The sequence below is a fragment of the Erwinia sp. PME.40.26/001 genome, from assembly GCF_055556675.1.
In genome coordinates this window covers 153,260-168,531 of record NZ_JBVHNP010000005.1, presented here as the reverse complement: position 1 = coordinate 168,531, position 15,272 = coordinate 153,260, and the positions used below count along the sequence as shown (strand labels likewise).

Below are 15,272 nucleotides of genomic sequence, written 5' to 3'. Positions count from 1 at the left end.
ATGAAATCACCGATTCTCTGCTCCTGGCGTATGCAGGTGCATCATGTGCAACAGGAAACGCCGGACGTCTGGACACTGGCGTTAATTAATCACGATTTTTATCGCTGGCAGGCGGGTCAGTTTGCACTGGTCAAAATCGGCAACAGCGATGAAATGCGCGCCTATACGCTGTCATCCACCCCCGGACAAAGCGCATTAATCACGCTGACGGTACGGCGCATTGAAAAGGGAAAAGGGTCGGACTGGCTGACCCGGCAGGTGCGCCCGGGCAATGATATCTGGCTGTCCGATCCACAGGGAGATTTCAGCTGTCAGCGCCACCCCGCCAGCCACTACCTGTTTCTCGCTGCGGGCTGCGGCATCACGCCGGTGATGTCGATGTGCCGCTGGCTGCAGGCGCAACGCCCCGGCTGCAGCGTACAGCTGATTTACAGCGTCCGTTCGCCACAGGATGTGATTTTTGCCCGGGAACTCAGTGCCATGCGGCCGTGGCTGACCCTGACCCTGTGTGCAGAAAATGCCGCCACGGCAGAGATGTTGCCCGGCCGACTTGACCGTGGCCGCCTGGCGGCACTGGTACCCGATATTGCCCGACGTACGGTGATGATCTGCGGTCCGCAGGCATATATGAATGCACTCGCGCAGGATGCGCAGGCGCTGGGGGCAAAAAAAATCCTGACCGAACAGTTTACGCCGGTGAGCGAAGCGCCTGTGGGATCGGCTCAGTTCACCCTGCGCAGCCCGGCGATGATGCAGGGGGGCGCTTTCCCCGCCGGGTGGTCGCTGCTGGCGGCAATGGAGCAGCATAAACAGCCAGTGGCAGCGGCCTGCCGTTCGGGCGTCTGTGGCTGCTGTAAAATCCGCGTTGCCGAAGGAGACTACCGCACCACCAGCGTGCAGACCCTGAGTGACAGTGAAATTGACGCAGGCTATGTACTGGCCTGCAGCTGTTACCCTCGCAGTGATATTGTCCTCGCCTGATGTCCTGCTGCCGTGTGAAACAAACGGTTTCACACGGGATTACCCCGTTTTCTGCATCCTAAACTAAGCTTGTCTCAGCCAATTTGACCTTTCTGTTAAAGGACATCCCCACCACTGAGGAGAGAAGCATGAAGCAAACTGTTGCCGCCCTGGTAGCGAAAACACTGGAAAGTGCAGGCGTAAAACGTATCTGGGGGGTTACTGGTGACTCGCTCAACGGCCTGAGCGACAGTCTCAACCGCATGGACACCATCCGCTGGATGCCAACCCGCCATGAAGAGGTCGCCGCCTTTGCGGCGGGTGCTGAGGCGCACCTCACCGGCGAGCTGGCGGTATGTGCCGGCTCCTGTGGCCCCGGTAATCTGCATCTGATTAACGGCCTGTTCGACTGCCACCGTAACCACGTGCCGGTACTGGCCATCGCCGCCCATATTCCTTCGGCAGAGATCGGCAGTAATTACTTCCAGGAAACCCATCCTCAGGAGCTGTTCCGCGAGTGCAGTCACTACTGCGAACTGGTTTCCAACCCCGAGCAGCTGCCGCAGGTGCTCGGCATTGCCATGCGCAAAGCGATCCTGAACAAAGGCGTTTCTGTGGTGGTGTTGCCGGGAGATATTGCCCTCCAGCTGGCCCCGGAAGGAGCGACGGCGGACTGGTACCCCCCTCATCTGCCGCAGGTGCAGCCGGTCAGTGACGAACTGACTAAGCTGGCGTCGGTTCTCAATGCGTCAGGCAATATTACCCTGCTGTGCGGCAGTGGCTGTGCCGGCGCCCACAGTGAGGTCGTGGCGCTGGCAGAAACCCTGAAGGCCCCCATCGTTCATGCCCTGCGCGGTAAAGAGCACATCGAATATGATAACCCTTACGATGTGGGCATGACCGGGCTGATCGGCTTCTCCTCCGGTTACCACGCCATGATGAATGCCGATACGCTGCTGGTGCTGGGCAGCCAGTTCCCTTATCGTGCGTTTTATCCGGCCGATGCAAAAATCATTCAGATTGATATCAACCCAGGCAGCCTGGGCAGCCACTGTCATCTGGATATGGCACTGGTCGGGGATATTAAATCGACGCTCAGTGCCCTGCTGCCGCAGCTGACGGTTAAGACGGAGCGCGGCTTTCTGGACAAGGCGCTGGCGCACTATGCCAAAGCGCGGAAAGAGCTCGACGACCTGGCCACGGCCAACGACAAGCAGCCTATTCATCCGCAGTACCTGGCGCAGCAGATCAGCCGCTACGCCAGCGAGGATGCGATCTTCACCTGTGATGTCGGCACCCCAACCGTGTGGGCCGCCCGCTATCTGAAAATGAACGGCAAGCGCCGCCTGCTCGGCTCCTTCAGCCACGGCTCGATGGCCAATGCTATGCCGCAGGCGATTGGTGCCCAGGCGATCGATCCCAACCGCCAGGTGATTGCCCTGTGCGGGGACGGTGGCTTCAGCATGCTGATGGGTGACTTCCTCTCGCTGGCGCAGTTAAAACTGCCGGTGAAAATCGTAGTGTTCAACAACAGCGTGCTGGGCTTTGTGGCCATGGAGATGAAATCCGGCGGTTATCTGACCGATGGCACCGACCTGGAAAATCCCAACTTCGCCGCCATTGCCAACGCCTGTGGGGTGAAAGGCATCCGCGTTGAGCAGGCATCCCAGCTGGATGAGGCGCTGCAGGAGGCCCTGGCGCACGACGGTCCGGTGCTGGTAGACGTGGTCACCGCCAAGGAGGAGCTGGCCATGCCGCCGCAGATCAAACTGGAACAGGCCAAAGGCTTCAGCCTGTACATGATGCGCGCCATCATTAACGGGCGCGGTGATGAACTGGTTGATCTGGCTAAAACCAACTGGCTACGGTAAAAGAGTGAAAGGCTCTTTTTGACGGACGCTGCGGCGTCCGTTTTACCGTTGACAGGAGAACAAGCGTGATTGACCTGCGTAGTGATACCGTGACACGCCCCACTCAGGCCATGCTGAGTGCGATGATGTCAGCCGAAACCGGAGACGATGTTTACGGCGACGACCCCACAGTCAACAAACTGGAAGCGGAAGTTGCCCGCCTGAGCGGTAAACCCGCCGCCCTGTTTCTTCCCAGTGCAACCCAGGCCAACCTGGTCGCCCTGCTCTGCCACTGTCAGCGCGGCGAGGAATATATCGTCGGCCAGCTGGCACATAACTACAAATACGAAGCAGGTGGCGCTGCGGTGCTGGGGGGGATTCAGCCTCAGCCGATCCTCGCGGCCGCTGACGGCACGCTACCGCTGGACGTTGTGGCACAGTTTATCAAGCCGGATGATATACATTTCGCCATCACCCGCCTGTTAAGCCTGGAAAATACGCATAACGGCAAGGTTCTGCCGCTGGCGTATTTACAGCAGGCATGGGCGTTTACCCGTGAACGTCATCTGGCGCTACATATTGACGGTGCGCGCATTTTCAACGCGGCCGTCGCGCTGGACGTACCGCTGGAGGCCCTCGCCCGCTATGGTGATACGCTGACGATCTGCCTGTCGAAAGGGCTGGGTGCTCCGGTTGGAGCCATGCTGTGCGGCAGTGAGGCCTTTATTCTGCGGGCCCGACGCTGGCGTAAGATGACTGGGGGCGGAATGCGCCAGGCGGGAATACTGGCGGCTGCGGGGCTGTATGCCCTGGAACATCACGTTGCGCGCTTAAAAGATGACCATGATAATGCCGCCTGGCTGGCGGCTGCGCTGCGGGATATTGGGGTTGACGTTACCCGCCAGGATACCAACATGGTGTTCCTGCGCCTGCCAGAGGCACAGGTTGCCACGCTGGGCCCCTGGATGCGGGAACACGGTATTCTTGTCAGCCCCGGTCCGGTGACGCGGCTGGTGACGCATCTGGACACTGACCGCCCTGCCCTGGAGCAGCTGGTCAGCCAGTGGCAGGCATTTTTAGCCTCGTCGTAAACTATCCGGCACCGTATTTTTCCACCAGCGCGGCGGCGATCGCTTCAGTTTCGGCATCGGCAATGCCGCTGTAGTCGGCAGGACGAAAGTGCATCTGAAACGCCGCGATCAGCGCCTGCTGCTGATACGGTTTCATCTGCGGCGTTACCTCGTAACCGTAGCTGGACAGCAGGCTCAACAGGCGGGCCTTATCCACCCGCTGCGCCGGTGGCCGTCCAGCCAGCCAGAAGTTCACCCGCGCAGCATCCGGCCAGGCACCAATCCCCTGACGGGCAAACGCTTCCCAGGGAAATTTCGGCCCGGGATCCTGTTTGCGCATCGGAGCAATATCGCTGTGCGCAACCACGTCCTGCGGCAGAATACCGTAACGCCTGATAATATCGCGCATTAGCGGAAGCAGCGCATCCATCTGCGACTGCGGGAAAGGCTGCCAGACGATCGTGCGGCCTTCGCGATGCCAGCCCTGATTCTCCAGTTCAATGCCGATTGAGGTGTCATTCAGCCGGGTGGCCCCGCGCCAGTAACTCTCTCCGGCGTGCCACGCCAGCATGGACTCCGGCACCAGACGCCACACCAGCGGCTGACCGTCATATTTCGGCGGTTTTGCCGGCAGGAGATAGTGGGCACTGACGCTGCGATCGGTGAGCGTATTGAGCGAACGCGGAAAATCCCCGGCGGTGTAGTGGATAACCAGCACTTTCACGCGCGGCCGTGCGCCCCAGGCTTCCTGCCGCGTATCCACGGTATACCCCTGTTGCGGCAGCAGCCCTTTTGGCGTAATCGAGGTATAAATAAAGACAGCCAGCAGCACCAGCAGCGGCCGGATAACAGCAACCGGACGCATCAGTGACGCAGTTTAACGGCAGTACCGCTGACGCTCACCATCAGCATGCTGCTGTCTTTCCCTACCGTTTCATAATCGATGTCGATACCCACTACCGCATCCGCCCCGAGGGCTTTGGCCTGCGCTTCCAGTTCAGAAAAAGCAATCTCACGGGCTTTACGCAGCTCTTTCTCATACGCCCCGGACCGGCCGCCGACGATATCGCGGATGCCGGCAAAAAAGTCGCGAAAAATATTGGCACCGAGGATGGCTTCTCCGGTCACAACGCCGCAATATTCAGTAATGGGCTGGCCTTCCAGCGTCGGGGTAGTCGAAAATTTCATACAGCTCTCCATGTGTCATGTACGCTTCGTTCTTATCACTAAACTGAGCGGCTATACTTAATGATAAAGCACACCCGCTGATAACAATAAGGAAATCAAAATGAAATACCAGCCCTTTGCTGTCGTGGTACCCCTGGCACTGTTGCTGAGTGCCTGTACTACCGTTGAACCCGCTTACAAGGATATTGGTACCCGGGTAGGGCCCTGTGCCAGCGGCGGCCCGGACAGCGTAGCGCAACAGTTCTACGATCTGCGCGATCAGCAGCCCTCTCAGGGCGTACCGGATGCACAACTGCTGGCGAAATACCGGCCTCTGCTCAGTAACAAACTCTATCAGTCGCTGATTAAAGCGCAGAGTGAACCGAATAAAAACGCACAGCTGACGGGGGATATCTTCTCCAGCCAGAGCCAGGGGGCGACGGAAGCCAGCGTGGCGGATGCCTCGACCATTCCGAATACCGACGCACGCAATATCCCTCTGCGCGTGACCCTGCAGCGTGGCGATGTCCGCTGGCAGGATGAAGTTCATATGGTCCGTGAAGGGACCTGCTGGACGGTCAACGATGTGCGTTATCTCGGTAATAATCCCCATCTGCCCGGGGGATCGCTGGGTCAGCTGCTGCAAAAATAAGCACTTTGTGCGTGCCGCCCGTCAGCGGCACGATCTTGCGCACACATTTGCATAACAGTATCGATACAACGAAGCCAAAACCGTTACATCACGCTATGTTGTGCTACTATTCAATCACCCTGCCCGCATAAATAAATTTTAACGCACAATGATTGCATAACTATGCTGTCGACGTTAAGATTCGCGGCATCAATTGCTATTCACTTTTTGCGCATGAGTATTCAACTAAACGGTATAAACTGCTATTACGGTGCCCACCAGGCACTGTTCGACATTCAGCTGGCTTGCCCTCAGGGTGAGACGCTGGTTCTTCTGGGCCCGAGTGGTGCCGGGAAGAGCTCACTCCTGCGCGTGTTAAACCTGCTGGAGATGCCGCGTTCCGGTACGCTGGAGATCGCCGGTAATCGCTTTGACTTCACCCGCCCGCCGGGCGACGCCGCCATACGCGAACTACGTCAGAACGTGGGAATGGTCTTTCAGCAATACAATCTCTGGCCTCACCTGACCGTCGTTCAGAATCTGATCGAAGCACCCTGCCGCGTGCTGGGTCTCAGCAAGGCACAGGCCCATGATCGTGCGGCCAGGCTGCTCGAGCGCCTGCGCCTTACCGCTTTTGCTGACCGCTATCCGCTTCACCTCTCTGGCGGTCAGCAACAGCGCGTGGCAATTGCCCGTGCGCTGATGATGGAACCGGCCGTGCTGCTGTTCGACGAACCGACTGCGGCGCTGGACCCTGAAATCACCGCCCAGATCGTTAGCATTATTCGGGAACTGGCACAGACCCAAATTACGCAGGTAATTGTCACCCATGAAGTTGAGGTGGCGCGTAAGACGGCCAGCCGCGTGGTGTATATGGAGAACGGGTACATCGTCGAACAGGGCGATGCCAGCCGCTTTACACAGCCGCAAACCGAGGCGTTTGCCCACTATCTATCGCATTAATTGCAGGACATAACGATGAAAAAAATTGTCATTGCCGCGCTGTTAGCCGGCTTCAGCCTGAGCGCCAGCGCGACCCAGACCCTTCGTTTTGCCACCGAGGCGTCATACCCTCCTTTTGAGTTCGTGGATTCAGATAATAAGATCCAGGGCTTCGACGTCGATCTGGCCAACGCGCTGTGCCGCGAGATCGGTGCTGAGTGTACTTTCACTAACCAGGCGTTTGACAGCCTGATCCCCAGCCTGAAATTCCGGCGTTTCGATGCGGTAATGGCAGGGATGGACATCACGCCTGAGCGCGAAAAGCAGGTGCTGTTTACCCAACCGTATTACGAAAACTCCGCCCTGTTTATCACGCAGAAAGATAAAGTGGCCAGCGTCGATGCCCTGAAAGGCAAACGTGTCGGCGTGCAGAACGGCACCACGCACCAGAAATACCTCAACGAGAAGTTGAAAGACATTAAGGTTGTCCCTTACGACAGCTATCAGAATGCGATCCTTGACCTGAAAAATGGTCGTATCGATGCCGTATTCGGCGATACCGCCGTGGTAAACGAATGGCTGAAGCAGAACCCGAACCTCGCCCCGATGGGTGATAAAGTGACGGATAAAGCCTACTTTGGCACCGGTCTGGGCATTGCGATCCGTCAGGGCAATACCGAACTGCAGGGTAAATTCAACGCGGCGCTGGATAAGGTGAAAGCCAACGGCACCTATAAAACAATCTACAGCAAGTGGTTTGCGCAGTAATTAATGAACGAACTTTATACGCTTGCCAGCGCCGCCGGAATGACCGTCGGCCTGGCCGTTTGTGCACTGGTCGCCGGGTTAGTCCTGGCGATGGTTTTCGCTGTCTGGGAGTCAGCGCGCTGGCGTCCGCTCGCCTGGCTCGGCACCGGACTGGTCACGCTGTTTCGCGGCCTGCCGGAAATTCTCGTGGTGCTGTTTGTCTACTTTGGCGCTTCGCAGCTGCTGCTCACACTCTCAGATGGCTTTACCGTCAATCTGGGTATCGTGCAGATCCCGATCCAGGTCGCCATTGAGAATTTTGACGTCAGCCCGTTCCTGTGTGGTGTGATCGCGCTGGCCGTGCTCTACGCCTCCTATGCTTCACAAACCCTGCGCGGCGCGCTGAAGGCCGTACCGTCAGGCCAGTGGGAGTCCGGGCAGGCTCTGGGTATGAAAAAAACCGCCATCTTCTTCCGGCTGATTATGCCGCAGATGTGGCGCCACGCGCTGCCGGGTCTGGGCAACCAGTGGCTGGTGTTGCTGAAAGATACCGCGCTGGTGTCGCTGATTAGCGTGAACGATATTATGTTACAGACAAAAAGTATCGCCACCCGTACCCAGGAGCCGTTTACCTGGTACGTGATTGCGGCCGGGATTTATTTGCTGATCACCCTGGTCAGCCAGGCAGTCCTGAAGCGGATTGAGCGGCGAACCACCCGCTTTGAACGGGGAGACTGCTGATGCTGAGTTATTTCCCCGAGCTCCTGAAAGGACTGAATACCAGCCTGCTGCTGACGGTGACGTCCCTGCTGCTGGCGCTGGTTCTGGCACTGCTGTTTACTGTGATCCTGGCGCTGAAAGTGCCGGTGCTGAACCTGGTGACGCGGGGCTATATCACCCTGTTTACCGGAACGCCACTGCTGGTGCAGATCTTCCTGATCTATTACGGCCCGGGGCAGTTCCCGGCGATCCAGAATATACACTGGCTATGGGCCCTGCTTTCTGAACCCTGGCTCTGTGCGCTACTGGCGCTGTCCCTGAACAGCGCGGCTTATACCACGCTGCTCTTTCACGGTGCCGTGCGTGCCATTCCCGCCGGGCAATGGCAGTCCTGTGCGGCATTAGGCATGAATCACCGCGATCAGCTGCGTATTTTGCTGCCTTACGCCTTTAAACGCGCACTCTCTTCCTATTCCAACGAAGTGGTGCTGGTGTTTAAAAGTACATCGCTGGCCTACACCATCACGCTGATGGAGGTGATGGGGCACGGCCAGTTGCTGTATGGCCGTACGTATGACATTGGGGTATTCGCCGCAGCCGGAGTGATTTACCTGTGCGTCAACGGGCTGCTGACCCTGATGATGCGTCTGATTGAGCGCCACGCCCTGGCGTTTGAACGGCGTAACTGAAACGGGCGAATACAGACAGGTGAGGCGCAGTCTCACCTGCAACGCAGAAAAAAGCCCTCACAGCCCTTTAATCAGCCGATAGACCGGCCTGTTTGTCATGGATACTGGTCTGGACAATGAGACCGCAAGGAATAAACCGATGAAAAAACTCGTTCTGGCAGCCCTGCTCGCCAGCGTTGCCTTTGGAACCCAGGCCGCAGAGAAGATCCGTTTCGCCTCCTCCGCGACCTATCCTCCTTTTGAATCCCTGAACAGCGATAACCAGATTGTCGGCTTTGATATCGACCTGGCCAACGCGCTGTGTAAGCAGATGCAGGCGGAGTGCAGCTTCACCAATAACCCTTTTGACAGCCTGGTTCCCGCGCTGAAGTTCCGCCGCTATGATGCCGTGATCTCCGGAATGGACATCACCGAAGAGCGCAGTAAGCAGGTCAGCTTTACGCAGCCGTATTACGCCAACTCAGCGATAATTATTGCCAAAAAGGGCCGTTTCACCAGCCTTGAGGAGCTGAAAGGAAAACGCGTCGGGATGGAAAACGGCACGACACACCAAAAATATCTGCAGGATAAGCATCCTGAGATCACGGCGGTGGCTTATGACAGCTATCAGAACGCCATCCTCGATCTGAAAAATAACCGTCTGGATGGTATCCTCGGCGATACAGCCGTCGTCGGTGCCTGGCTGAAGACCAACCCTGACCTCAGCTCCGTCGGGGAACACATCACTGACAGCAGCTACTTTGGTACGGGTCTCGGCATTGCCGTGCGTAAGGATAACGAGGCGTTACTGAATAAGCTGAACACCGCTCTGGACGCGCTGAAAGCCGACGGGACGGTGGAGAAACTTAATAAGCAGTGGTTCCCTGAATAATCGGACGAGCTGGCCGCAGTAGCAGGCCAGCCCTTCCTGGCAGAGGTCGCCCGGTTGCACCGGTCTAACTCTGTCAGGGTTTTTCATCTGCGGTAATGAAAATTTTTCTGGTCGCACTGCCCCTAAGCCGTTTACACCCGCTGTAACAGCGTCAGCACCTCGTAATGCGCGGTGTGTGGAAACATATCGAACATCTGCACCCTGACAATACGGTAAGCCGGCAGACGGCCTATATCCGTAGCCATCGTCTCTGCGTTGCAGCTGGAGTAAAGTATCCACGGCGGCGCCATCTTATCCAGATAGTCACACAGCTCCGCCCCCATTCCCCGACGCGGAGGATTGACCAGCACCAGACCGGGCACGCTGCCCTCTCCGGTGGCAAAAGCGGTCGAGTCCAGCGCCGCAAAGCTGACTTTTTCCAGTCCCATCTGCGCGGCAGAACGCCGGGCACAGGCGATCGCCTCCTGACTTATCTCAATGCCGGTTAGCGTCATTTCAGGCGTGGCACAGTGCAGGCCAAAACCACCGACGCCGCAGAACAGATCCCACATCGTACTCACCTGCAGTGCGCCGACCCACTCACGGGCCGTCGCGTACAGCGCAGCAGCCACTTCCGGGTTGGTCTGGAAGAAGCTCTTGGGCAGGATCGACAACGGAACATCGTTGAGCTGCTCGGCCAGCACCTGGTTTTCAGTCAGCGGGATCTCCTCCTCCCCCTCAAGGATAGCCATAGCCACAGGCTGTATATTGGCAGAGATCGCCACCAGCTGCGGCAGCGCACGCTGCAGTTCAGGCAGCGCAGCGCGCAGCTGTGCCAGCTTAGCGGTCGATCGCAGTACAAAGCGCAACATCAGCTGGCCGGTATGATGACTTTCCGTTAGCAGGATAAATTTCAGTTCACCGCGCCGGCGCGCCACGTTGTAAGGCGTTAATCCGGCGCGGGCAATAAACGGACGCAGTTCAGCAAATACGCTGGCAAAGCTGTCGGGATAAAGCGGGCAGTCGGCCAGATCCACTGGCGTACCATCGCGGTGCAGCATACCCAGCAGCGGACGTTCCACGCTGCCGCTGACCACCATTTTGGCTTTATTGCGAAATTTTTGCTGCGCCGACACCGCCGGAGGCAGCCACTGCCCGACCGGATGGGCTTGCAGAAGCTGCTGCAGGTGGGACTGTTTTTGGGCAAGTTGCCGGGGATAAGGCGTCTCCAGCCACTGGCAGGAGCGGCAGCGGCCGGCGTCGTAAAGCGCGCAATACATGATGAAAGCCTGATAAGGGAAGCGAAATGCAGGAAGACAGTATAGCAGCGAGGGGTTACCGATAAAACTGCCGGCTGCTCTGCGGCACGAACAGCAGCAGCAGGATCAGCATATCAGGAAGTTTCTGCCCCAGCAGAGACTGAATGACCTGGCGGCCACTGTCCCGATTGATACTGAATATCTCCGGATAGATCCAGCCCATCGACGCAATAAACATATAAACTACCACCACCAGCTGCGCCAGCAAAAATCCCCAGCGTCCCCAGCTACGCCCGCGCATCAGCGCTATCGCACAGCGCAGTTCAATAAAAAAAATCAGCTGGCTGGCAATAAAAATCAGCGTGGAATCCCAGGCCTGTGCGCTGCGGTGAATAAAATTCATCAGTTCCAGAAATCCCAGCTCGTTGAACAGCAGCATCACGCCCAGACAGCGGGTGGCAATAATGGCAATACCGGCAATCCACACCGGGACCGGGACAGGCCCCGCATCGCGCAACAGGATCTTATCCTCTCTCAACAGTGCTGACTTTTTTCTCTCCCGCTCTGCCGGAGGTATGCCCTGAAGGCGAACAGCTGACCCGTTTTGGTGTTTTACAATTGCGCTCACCAGAATATTCCCACTAGAAAGAGAAAAAAGTGTCTTTTAAATTCACTGTGCCAATAAATAATAGCCTGATAACGGGATGACGTTCGCCAGATTAACCGACGACACGACTTGTTATCTTAAAGATTAATTTCTTTAATACATCCTGGCATGATATCTGCCGTACTCATCCGGCAGATCACTGTTTATCGGCAGTCACCCCCCTTATTTTTAGCCTGGGTAACAGAATAATTCCACTGCCGGGAGCGAAAAGCACCCGCAGGCTATTTTGCCTGATTGTTGATAGCCGTGAGGAAGTTAATCGCTGTGCCTGCAAATAAAATTAGCGCATCCGCTGAAGAGCACGCAACCGGCTCATCGGCCTGCCGCTAAGGGTTGTCAGCCAGATGTATTTTTCCGGTGAGGGTTTGCACAATAGCGCTAAGCAGCCTGACGCCTGTCGCAAAATAAATCTCAGCTTAGGATGATGAATAATCCCTTCCCGGGTGTTGCGGCGGCGCTGCGTAAAGATTCCCTCTTTTTAATGGGATCCCGGTACAGTTAAGGCAATACCTGCCTGGCGTCTCTGACGTAGCGACGACATAATGGCCGCTGCGGATATTGCCCCGCATGATGAATGCCTCAGTGGCGATGTGAGTAATGAGAGTCATTGCGTAACACAAGCTGAACGGAGTGAAATAACGTGTCAAAAGTATTAGAACATTACCACTACCTTCATGAGATCCCGGAGCTGGGTTTCCAGGAGTTTAAAACCTCGGCCTACATCAGCCAGCAGCTCAGGGCCGCCGGATACGTCGTACAGGATAATTTTAATGCCACTACCGGTATCGTGGCGGTACTGGACAGCGGTGTGCCGGGACCGACCCTGGCATTACGCGCGGATATGGATGCACTGGGGCATATCATTGACGGCGTCCCCTGCGCACGCCACACCTGCGGCCACGATGGTCACTCCTCCGTTGTCCTGACGGCCGCACAGGAGCTGATGGCCGAACAGGCCATTAAAAAAGGCCGTCTCAAACTGATTTTCCAGCCGGCCGAAGAGCTGGGTACCGGTGCACTGGCGATGATTGCCGGCGGCGCGATCGATGATGTGGATATGATCCTCGGTTTCCACGTGCGTCCGGCGCAGGAGTGTGCCGTTGGCACGGCGATCCCAGCCGTTTACTATTCGGCCTGCGTCACCGTTGAGGCGATTATTCGCGGCCAGACTGCGCACGGTGCCCGCCCGCATCTCGGCGTCAACGCCCTGGATGCCGGGGTCAGTGCGGTACAGGCGGTCAACGCCATCCATATGGCAGCGGACAGCATGTGGAGCGTCAAAGCGACACGCTTCCTCTGCGATGCGGGCGTGACCAATTCCATCCCGGATGAAGCGCGGGTGGTGTTCGATCTGCGGACGGCAAAAAATGAGGATATGCTGGTGCTGCAGGACCGCGTCCGACGTGCCATCGAGCACAGCGTGGCGGCCTATGGTGCGCAGGCAGAAGTGCAGGTTCTTAAGGCGATGCCTGCAGCAGAAATTGATGACGAGATGAGCGCGCTGATTGCCGGGGCGATTGTTGACGTGCTGGGTAAGGAGGCACTGATGGCTCCCCGTGCCACGCCGGGCAGTGAAGATTTCTTCCACTATCCGGTCGAGCGCCCCTCGGTAAAAGCGGGATTCTGGGGGCTGGGCACCGGATTACTTCCCGGCCTGCATCATCCGGATATGCACTTTGATCTGAATTCACTGCCGGTGGGGATAAACATTTTTAAAGCCTGCGTCAAGAAGGTGCTGGGGTAGTCCCTCCTCCCGCACCCCCTGGCTGAGGGGAAAAACGGGCTGACCAGAACAAAAGGTCAGCCATCACAGCGTCCCCGCAGGGTGCAACCTTTTGTGTAGGCCGTCCCCTGCAGAGAAGATGCACAGCACGGGGTGCAGTCCTTTATCGCGCTCCGCTTACTGCCGCCATTAATGCCCGCTGCGCGCCCGCTGAATATCCTTCATCCGCTGCTTCTCCTTCCCCGCCATCAGCCGCCAGGCAATAAACCCGACAATCCCGACCACCAGCAGGATCAGCGTTGCCAGCGCGTTGATCTCCGGATTTATCCCACGGCGAACAGTGGCAAAAATCTGCATCGGTAAGGTATTAGCCCCCGGCCCGGTCACAAAGTTGGAGATCACCAGGTCATCCAGCGACAGGGTAAAGGCCAGCAGCCAGCCGGTGACAATCGCCGGAGCGATCATCGGGACGGTGATGACAAAGAACACCTTCAGCGGCGTGGCCCCTAAATCCATCGCGGCTTCTTCGATGGAGCGATCCAGCTCGCGGAGGCGAGAATTGATCACCACCGCAACGTAGGCAGTACAGAAAGTCACATGTGCCAGCCAGATGGTCAGCATTCCACGCTCTGCAGGCCAGCCAAAGGCATTGCTCATCGCCACAAACAGCAGCAGTAGTGACAGCCCGGTGATCACATCCGGCATCACCAGCGGCGCGGTGAGGATAAAGGCAAAACCGGTGGAGCCCTTAAAGCGCCCGAAGCGCACAATCACCATGGCCGCAATCGTTCCCAGGATCACCGCCGCCGTGGCCGACAACCCGGCCAGAGAGAGGCTGAGGGTGACGGCGCGGATCATCGCATCATCATTAAACAGCACGTGATACCAGTGCAGGGAGAAGCTCTCCCACGCCGCCAGTTGAGATGAGTTAAAGGAGTACACCACCAGCAGCAGCATCGGCGCGTAAAGAAACACAAAACAGACCACGAGAATGGCCGTACGCCATTTTGAGCGAATAACCGGTAACTGACTCACGCTTTTTCCCCCATCTCTTTGTTCTGATGTTTATGGAACCAGATAATGGGCAGGATCAGGATCAGCAGAATAATCACCGCCAGCGCCGAAGCCACCGGCCAGTCGTGGTTATTAAAGAACTCCATCCACACCACGCGCCCGATCATAATACTGTCAGGGCCGCCCAGCAGTTCAGGGATCACGTACTCCCCCACCGCCGGAATAAACACCAGCATCGATCCGGCAATAATCCCGCCTTTGGTCAGTGGCACAATGACACTCCAGAAGGTTTTTAGCGGGCGGGCACCCAGATCGAGCGACGCTTCCACCAGTGAGTAATCAATCCGCGTCAGGGCGGTGTAGATCGGCAGCACCATAAACGGCAGATAGCAGTACACAATCCCGATATAAACGGCAAGGTCGGTGTAAAGAATGGTGAGTGGGTGATCGGTGATCCCCGTCCACATCAGGAACCGGTTCAGTAAGCCGTTATTATTGAGGATGCCCATCCAGGCGTACACCCGCACCAGGAACGAGGTCCACGAGGGCAGGATCACCAGCAACAGAAGAATATTACGCGTTGAGGGCGATGCATGCGCTACGGCCCAGGCCAGCGGATAACCAATCAGCAGGCAGACAATGGTGGCAATCCCGGCCACCTTCAGCGAGTGCAGATAGGCGAGGATATACAGCGGATCGTCGGTCAACGTCAGGTAATTGCCGAAGTTCAGCGCCATGGTCAGCTGGCCGTCGGCCCAACTTAACAGGTCGGTATACGGCGGGCTGGCACGGGCGATATCAGCAAAGCTGATCTTCAGAACAATCAGAAACGGCAGTAGAAACAGCAGTGCCAGCCAGAGGTAAGGCAGGCCGATGATCAGCTTACGTCCGTGTGCCGTTTGCAGGCGCGTCAGCAGCCCTTTAAAGCCGGTTTGCTGGCCGCTAGGCGGTTTGGTCTTACGTTCAGAATATGGGTTCATGAT

The 15,272-nt window shown here is 57.3% G+C and carries 16 protein-coding genes; 10 read left to right on the top strand and 6 right to left on the bottom strand.

All coding sequences use genetic code 11. The features are described from left to right. From hcr to ltaE, 3 genes are all read left to right on the top strand, one after another. On the top strand, window positions 1–981 hold the full coding sequence (gene hcr / locus ACZ3HG_RS15830) for an NADH oxidoreductase (protein WP_465333347.1): 981 nt from the start codon (window positions 1–3) through the stop codon (window positions 979–981). A gap of 128 nt (window positions 982–1,109) precedes the next feature. Further along, window positions 1,110–2,831 carry a ubiquinone-dependent pyruvate dehydrogenase gene (poxB, locus tag ACZ3HG_RS15825; protein WP_191933312.1) on the top strand — a complete coding sequence of 574 codons (1,722 nt, stop codon included), beginning with the start codon at window positions 1,110–1,112 and terminating at the stop codon, window positions 2,829–2,831. A 65-nt stretch (window positions 2,832–2,896) separates the two neighbouring features. Continuing rightward, on the top strand, window positions 2,897–3,901 hold the full coding sequence (gene ltaE / locus ACZ3HG_RS15820; RefSeq protein ID WP_465333345.1) for a low-specificity L-threonine aldolase: 1,005 nt from the start codon (window positions 2,897–2,899) through the stop codon (window positions 3,899–3,901). Window position 3,902: 1 nt separating this feature from the next. Here the strand turns inward: ltaE and ACZ3HG_RS15815 are convergent, their stop codons facing one another. Together ACZ3HG_RS15815 and ACZ3HG_RS15810 are read right to left on the bottom strand one after the other, a co-directional pair. Beyond that, on the bottom strand, window positions 3,903–4,745 hold the full coding sequence (locus ACZ3HG_RS15815; protein ID WP_191933314.1) for an N-acetylmuramoyl-L-alanine amidase: 843 nt from the start codon (window positions 4,743–4,745) through the stop codon (window positions 3,903–3,905). Next, entirely contained in the window at window positions 4,745–5,068 is a 324-nt protein-coding gene (locus ACZ3HG_RS15810) for a heavy metal-binding domain-containing protein (RefSeq protein ID WP_191933315.1), read from the bottom strand. The genes ACZ3HG_RS15815 and ACZ3HG_RS15810 overlap by 1 nt, the downstream gene beginning before the upstream one ends. A gap of 100 nt (window positions 5,069–5,168) precedes the next feature. On the opposite strand from ACZ3HG_RS15810, the gene ACZ3HG_RS15805 reads away from it, so the two are divergent. From ACZ3HG_RS15805 to ACZ3HG_RS15780, 6 genes are all read left to right on the top strand, one after another. After that, a complete protein-coding gene (locus tag ACZ3HG_RS15805) occupies window positions 5,169–5,699 on the top strand; it encodes a lipoprotein (protein ID WP_191933316.1) in 531 nt (176 codons plus the stop codon). A gap of 213 nt (window positions 5,700–5,912) precedes the next feature. Next, window positions 5,913–6,641, top strand: coding sequence for an arginine ABC transporter ATP-binding protein ArtP (gene artP / locus ACZ3HG_RS15800; protein WP_191936440.1), 729 nt, complete (start codon window positions 5,913–5,915; stop codon window positions 6,639–6,641). Between the two features lie 15 nt (window positions 6,642–6,656). After that, on the top strand, window positions 6,657–7,388 hold the full coding sequence (gene artJ, locus ACZ3HG_RS15795; RefSeq protein WP_191933318.1) for an arginine ABC transporter substrate-binding protein: 732 nt from the start codon (window positions 6,657–6,659) through the stop codon (window positions 7,386–7,388). A 3-nt stretch (window positions 7,389–7,391) separates the two neighbouring features. Further along, window positions 7,392–8,108, top strand: coding sequence for an arginine ABC transporter permease ArtQ (gene artQ / locus ACZ3HG_RS15790; protein WP_191933319.1), 717 nt, complete (start codon window positions 7,392–7,394; stop codon window positions 8,106–8,108). Continuing rightward, window positions 8,108–8,776, top strand: coding sequence for an arginine ABC transporter permease ArtM (artM, locus tag ACZ3HG_RS15785; RefSeq protein WP_191933320.1), 669 nt, complete (start codon window positions 8,108–8,110; stop codon window positions 8,774–8,776). The genes artQ and artM overlap by 1 nt, the downstream gene beginning before the upstream one ends. Before the next feature lie 139 nt (window positions 8,777–8,915). Beyond that, window positions 8,916–9,647, top strand: coding sequence for an arginine ABC transporter substrate-binding protein (locus ACZ3HG_RS15780; protein WP_191933321.1), 732 nt, complete (start codon window positions 8,916–8,918; stop codon window positions 9,645–9,647). A 131-nt stretch (window positions 9,648–9,778) separates the two neighbouring features. Here the strand turns inward: ACZ3HG_RS15780 and rlmC are convergent, their stop codons facing one another. Together rlmC and ACZ3HG_RS15770 are read right to left on the bottom strand one after the other, a co-directional pair. Further along, a complete protein-coding gene (rlmC, locus tag ACZ3HG_RS15775; protein ID WP_191933322.1) occupies window positions 9,779–10,906 on the bottom strand; it encodes a 23S rRNA (uracil(747)-C(5))-methyltransferase RlmC in 1,128 nt (375 codons plus the stop codon). Between the two features lie 55 nt (window positions 10,907–10,961). Continuing rightward, window positions 10,962–11,423, bottom strand: coding sequence for a YbjO family protein (locus ACZ3HG_RS15770; RefSeq protein WP_191933323.1), 462 nt, complete (start codon window positions 11,421–11,423; stop codon window positions 10,962–10,964). 769 nt (window positions 11,424–12,192) lie between these two features. On the opposite strand from ACZ3HG_RS15770, the gene ACZ3HG_RS15765 reads away from it, so the two are divergent. Further along, complete coding sequence (locus ACZ3HG_RS15765) at window positions 12,193–13,296, top strand: amidohydrolase (protein WP_191933324.1); 1,104 nt, start codon at window positions 12,193–12,195, stop codon at window positions 13,294–13,296. Window positions 13,297–13,464: 168 nt separating this feature from the next. Here ACZ3HG_RS15765 and potI read toward each other — a convergent pair whose 3' ends face one another. Together potI and potH are read right to left on the bottom strand one after the other, a co-directional pair. Continuing rightward, complete coding sequence (potI, locus tag ACZ3HG_RS15760) at window positions 13,465–14,310, bottom strand: putrescine ABC transporter permease PotI (protein ID WP_465333339.1); 846 nt, start codon at window positions 14,308–14,310, stop codon at window positions 13,465–13,467. After that, window positions 14,307–15,269 (bottom strand): putrescine ABC transporter permease PotH, encoded by a 963-nt coding sequence (gene potH, locus ACZ3HG_RS15755; RefSeq protein ID WP_118664369.1) that lies wholly within the window; start codon window positions 15,267–15,269, stop codon window positions 14,307–14,309. The genes potI and potH overlap by 4 nt, the downstream gene beginning before the upstream one ends. Between the last annotated feature and the right edge of the window lie 3 nt (window positions 15,270–15,272).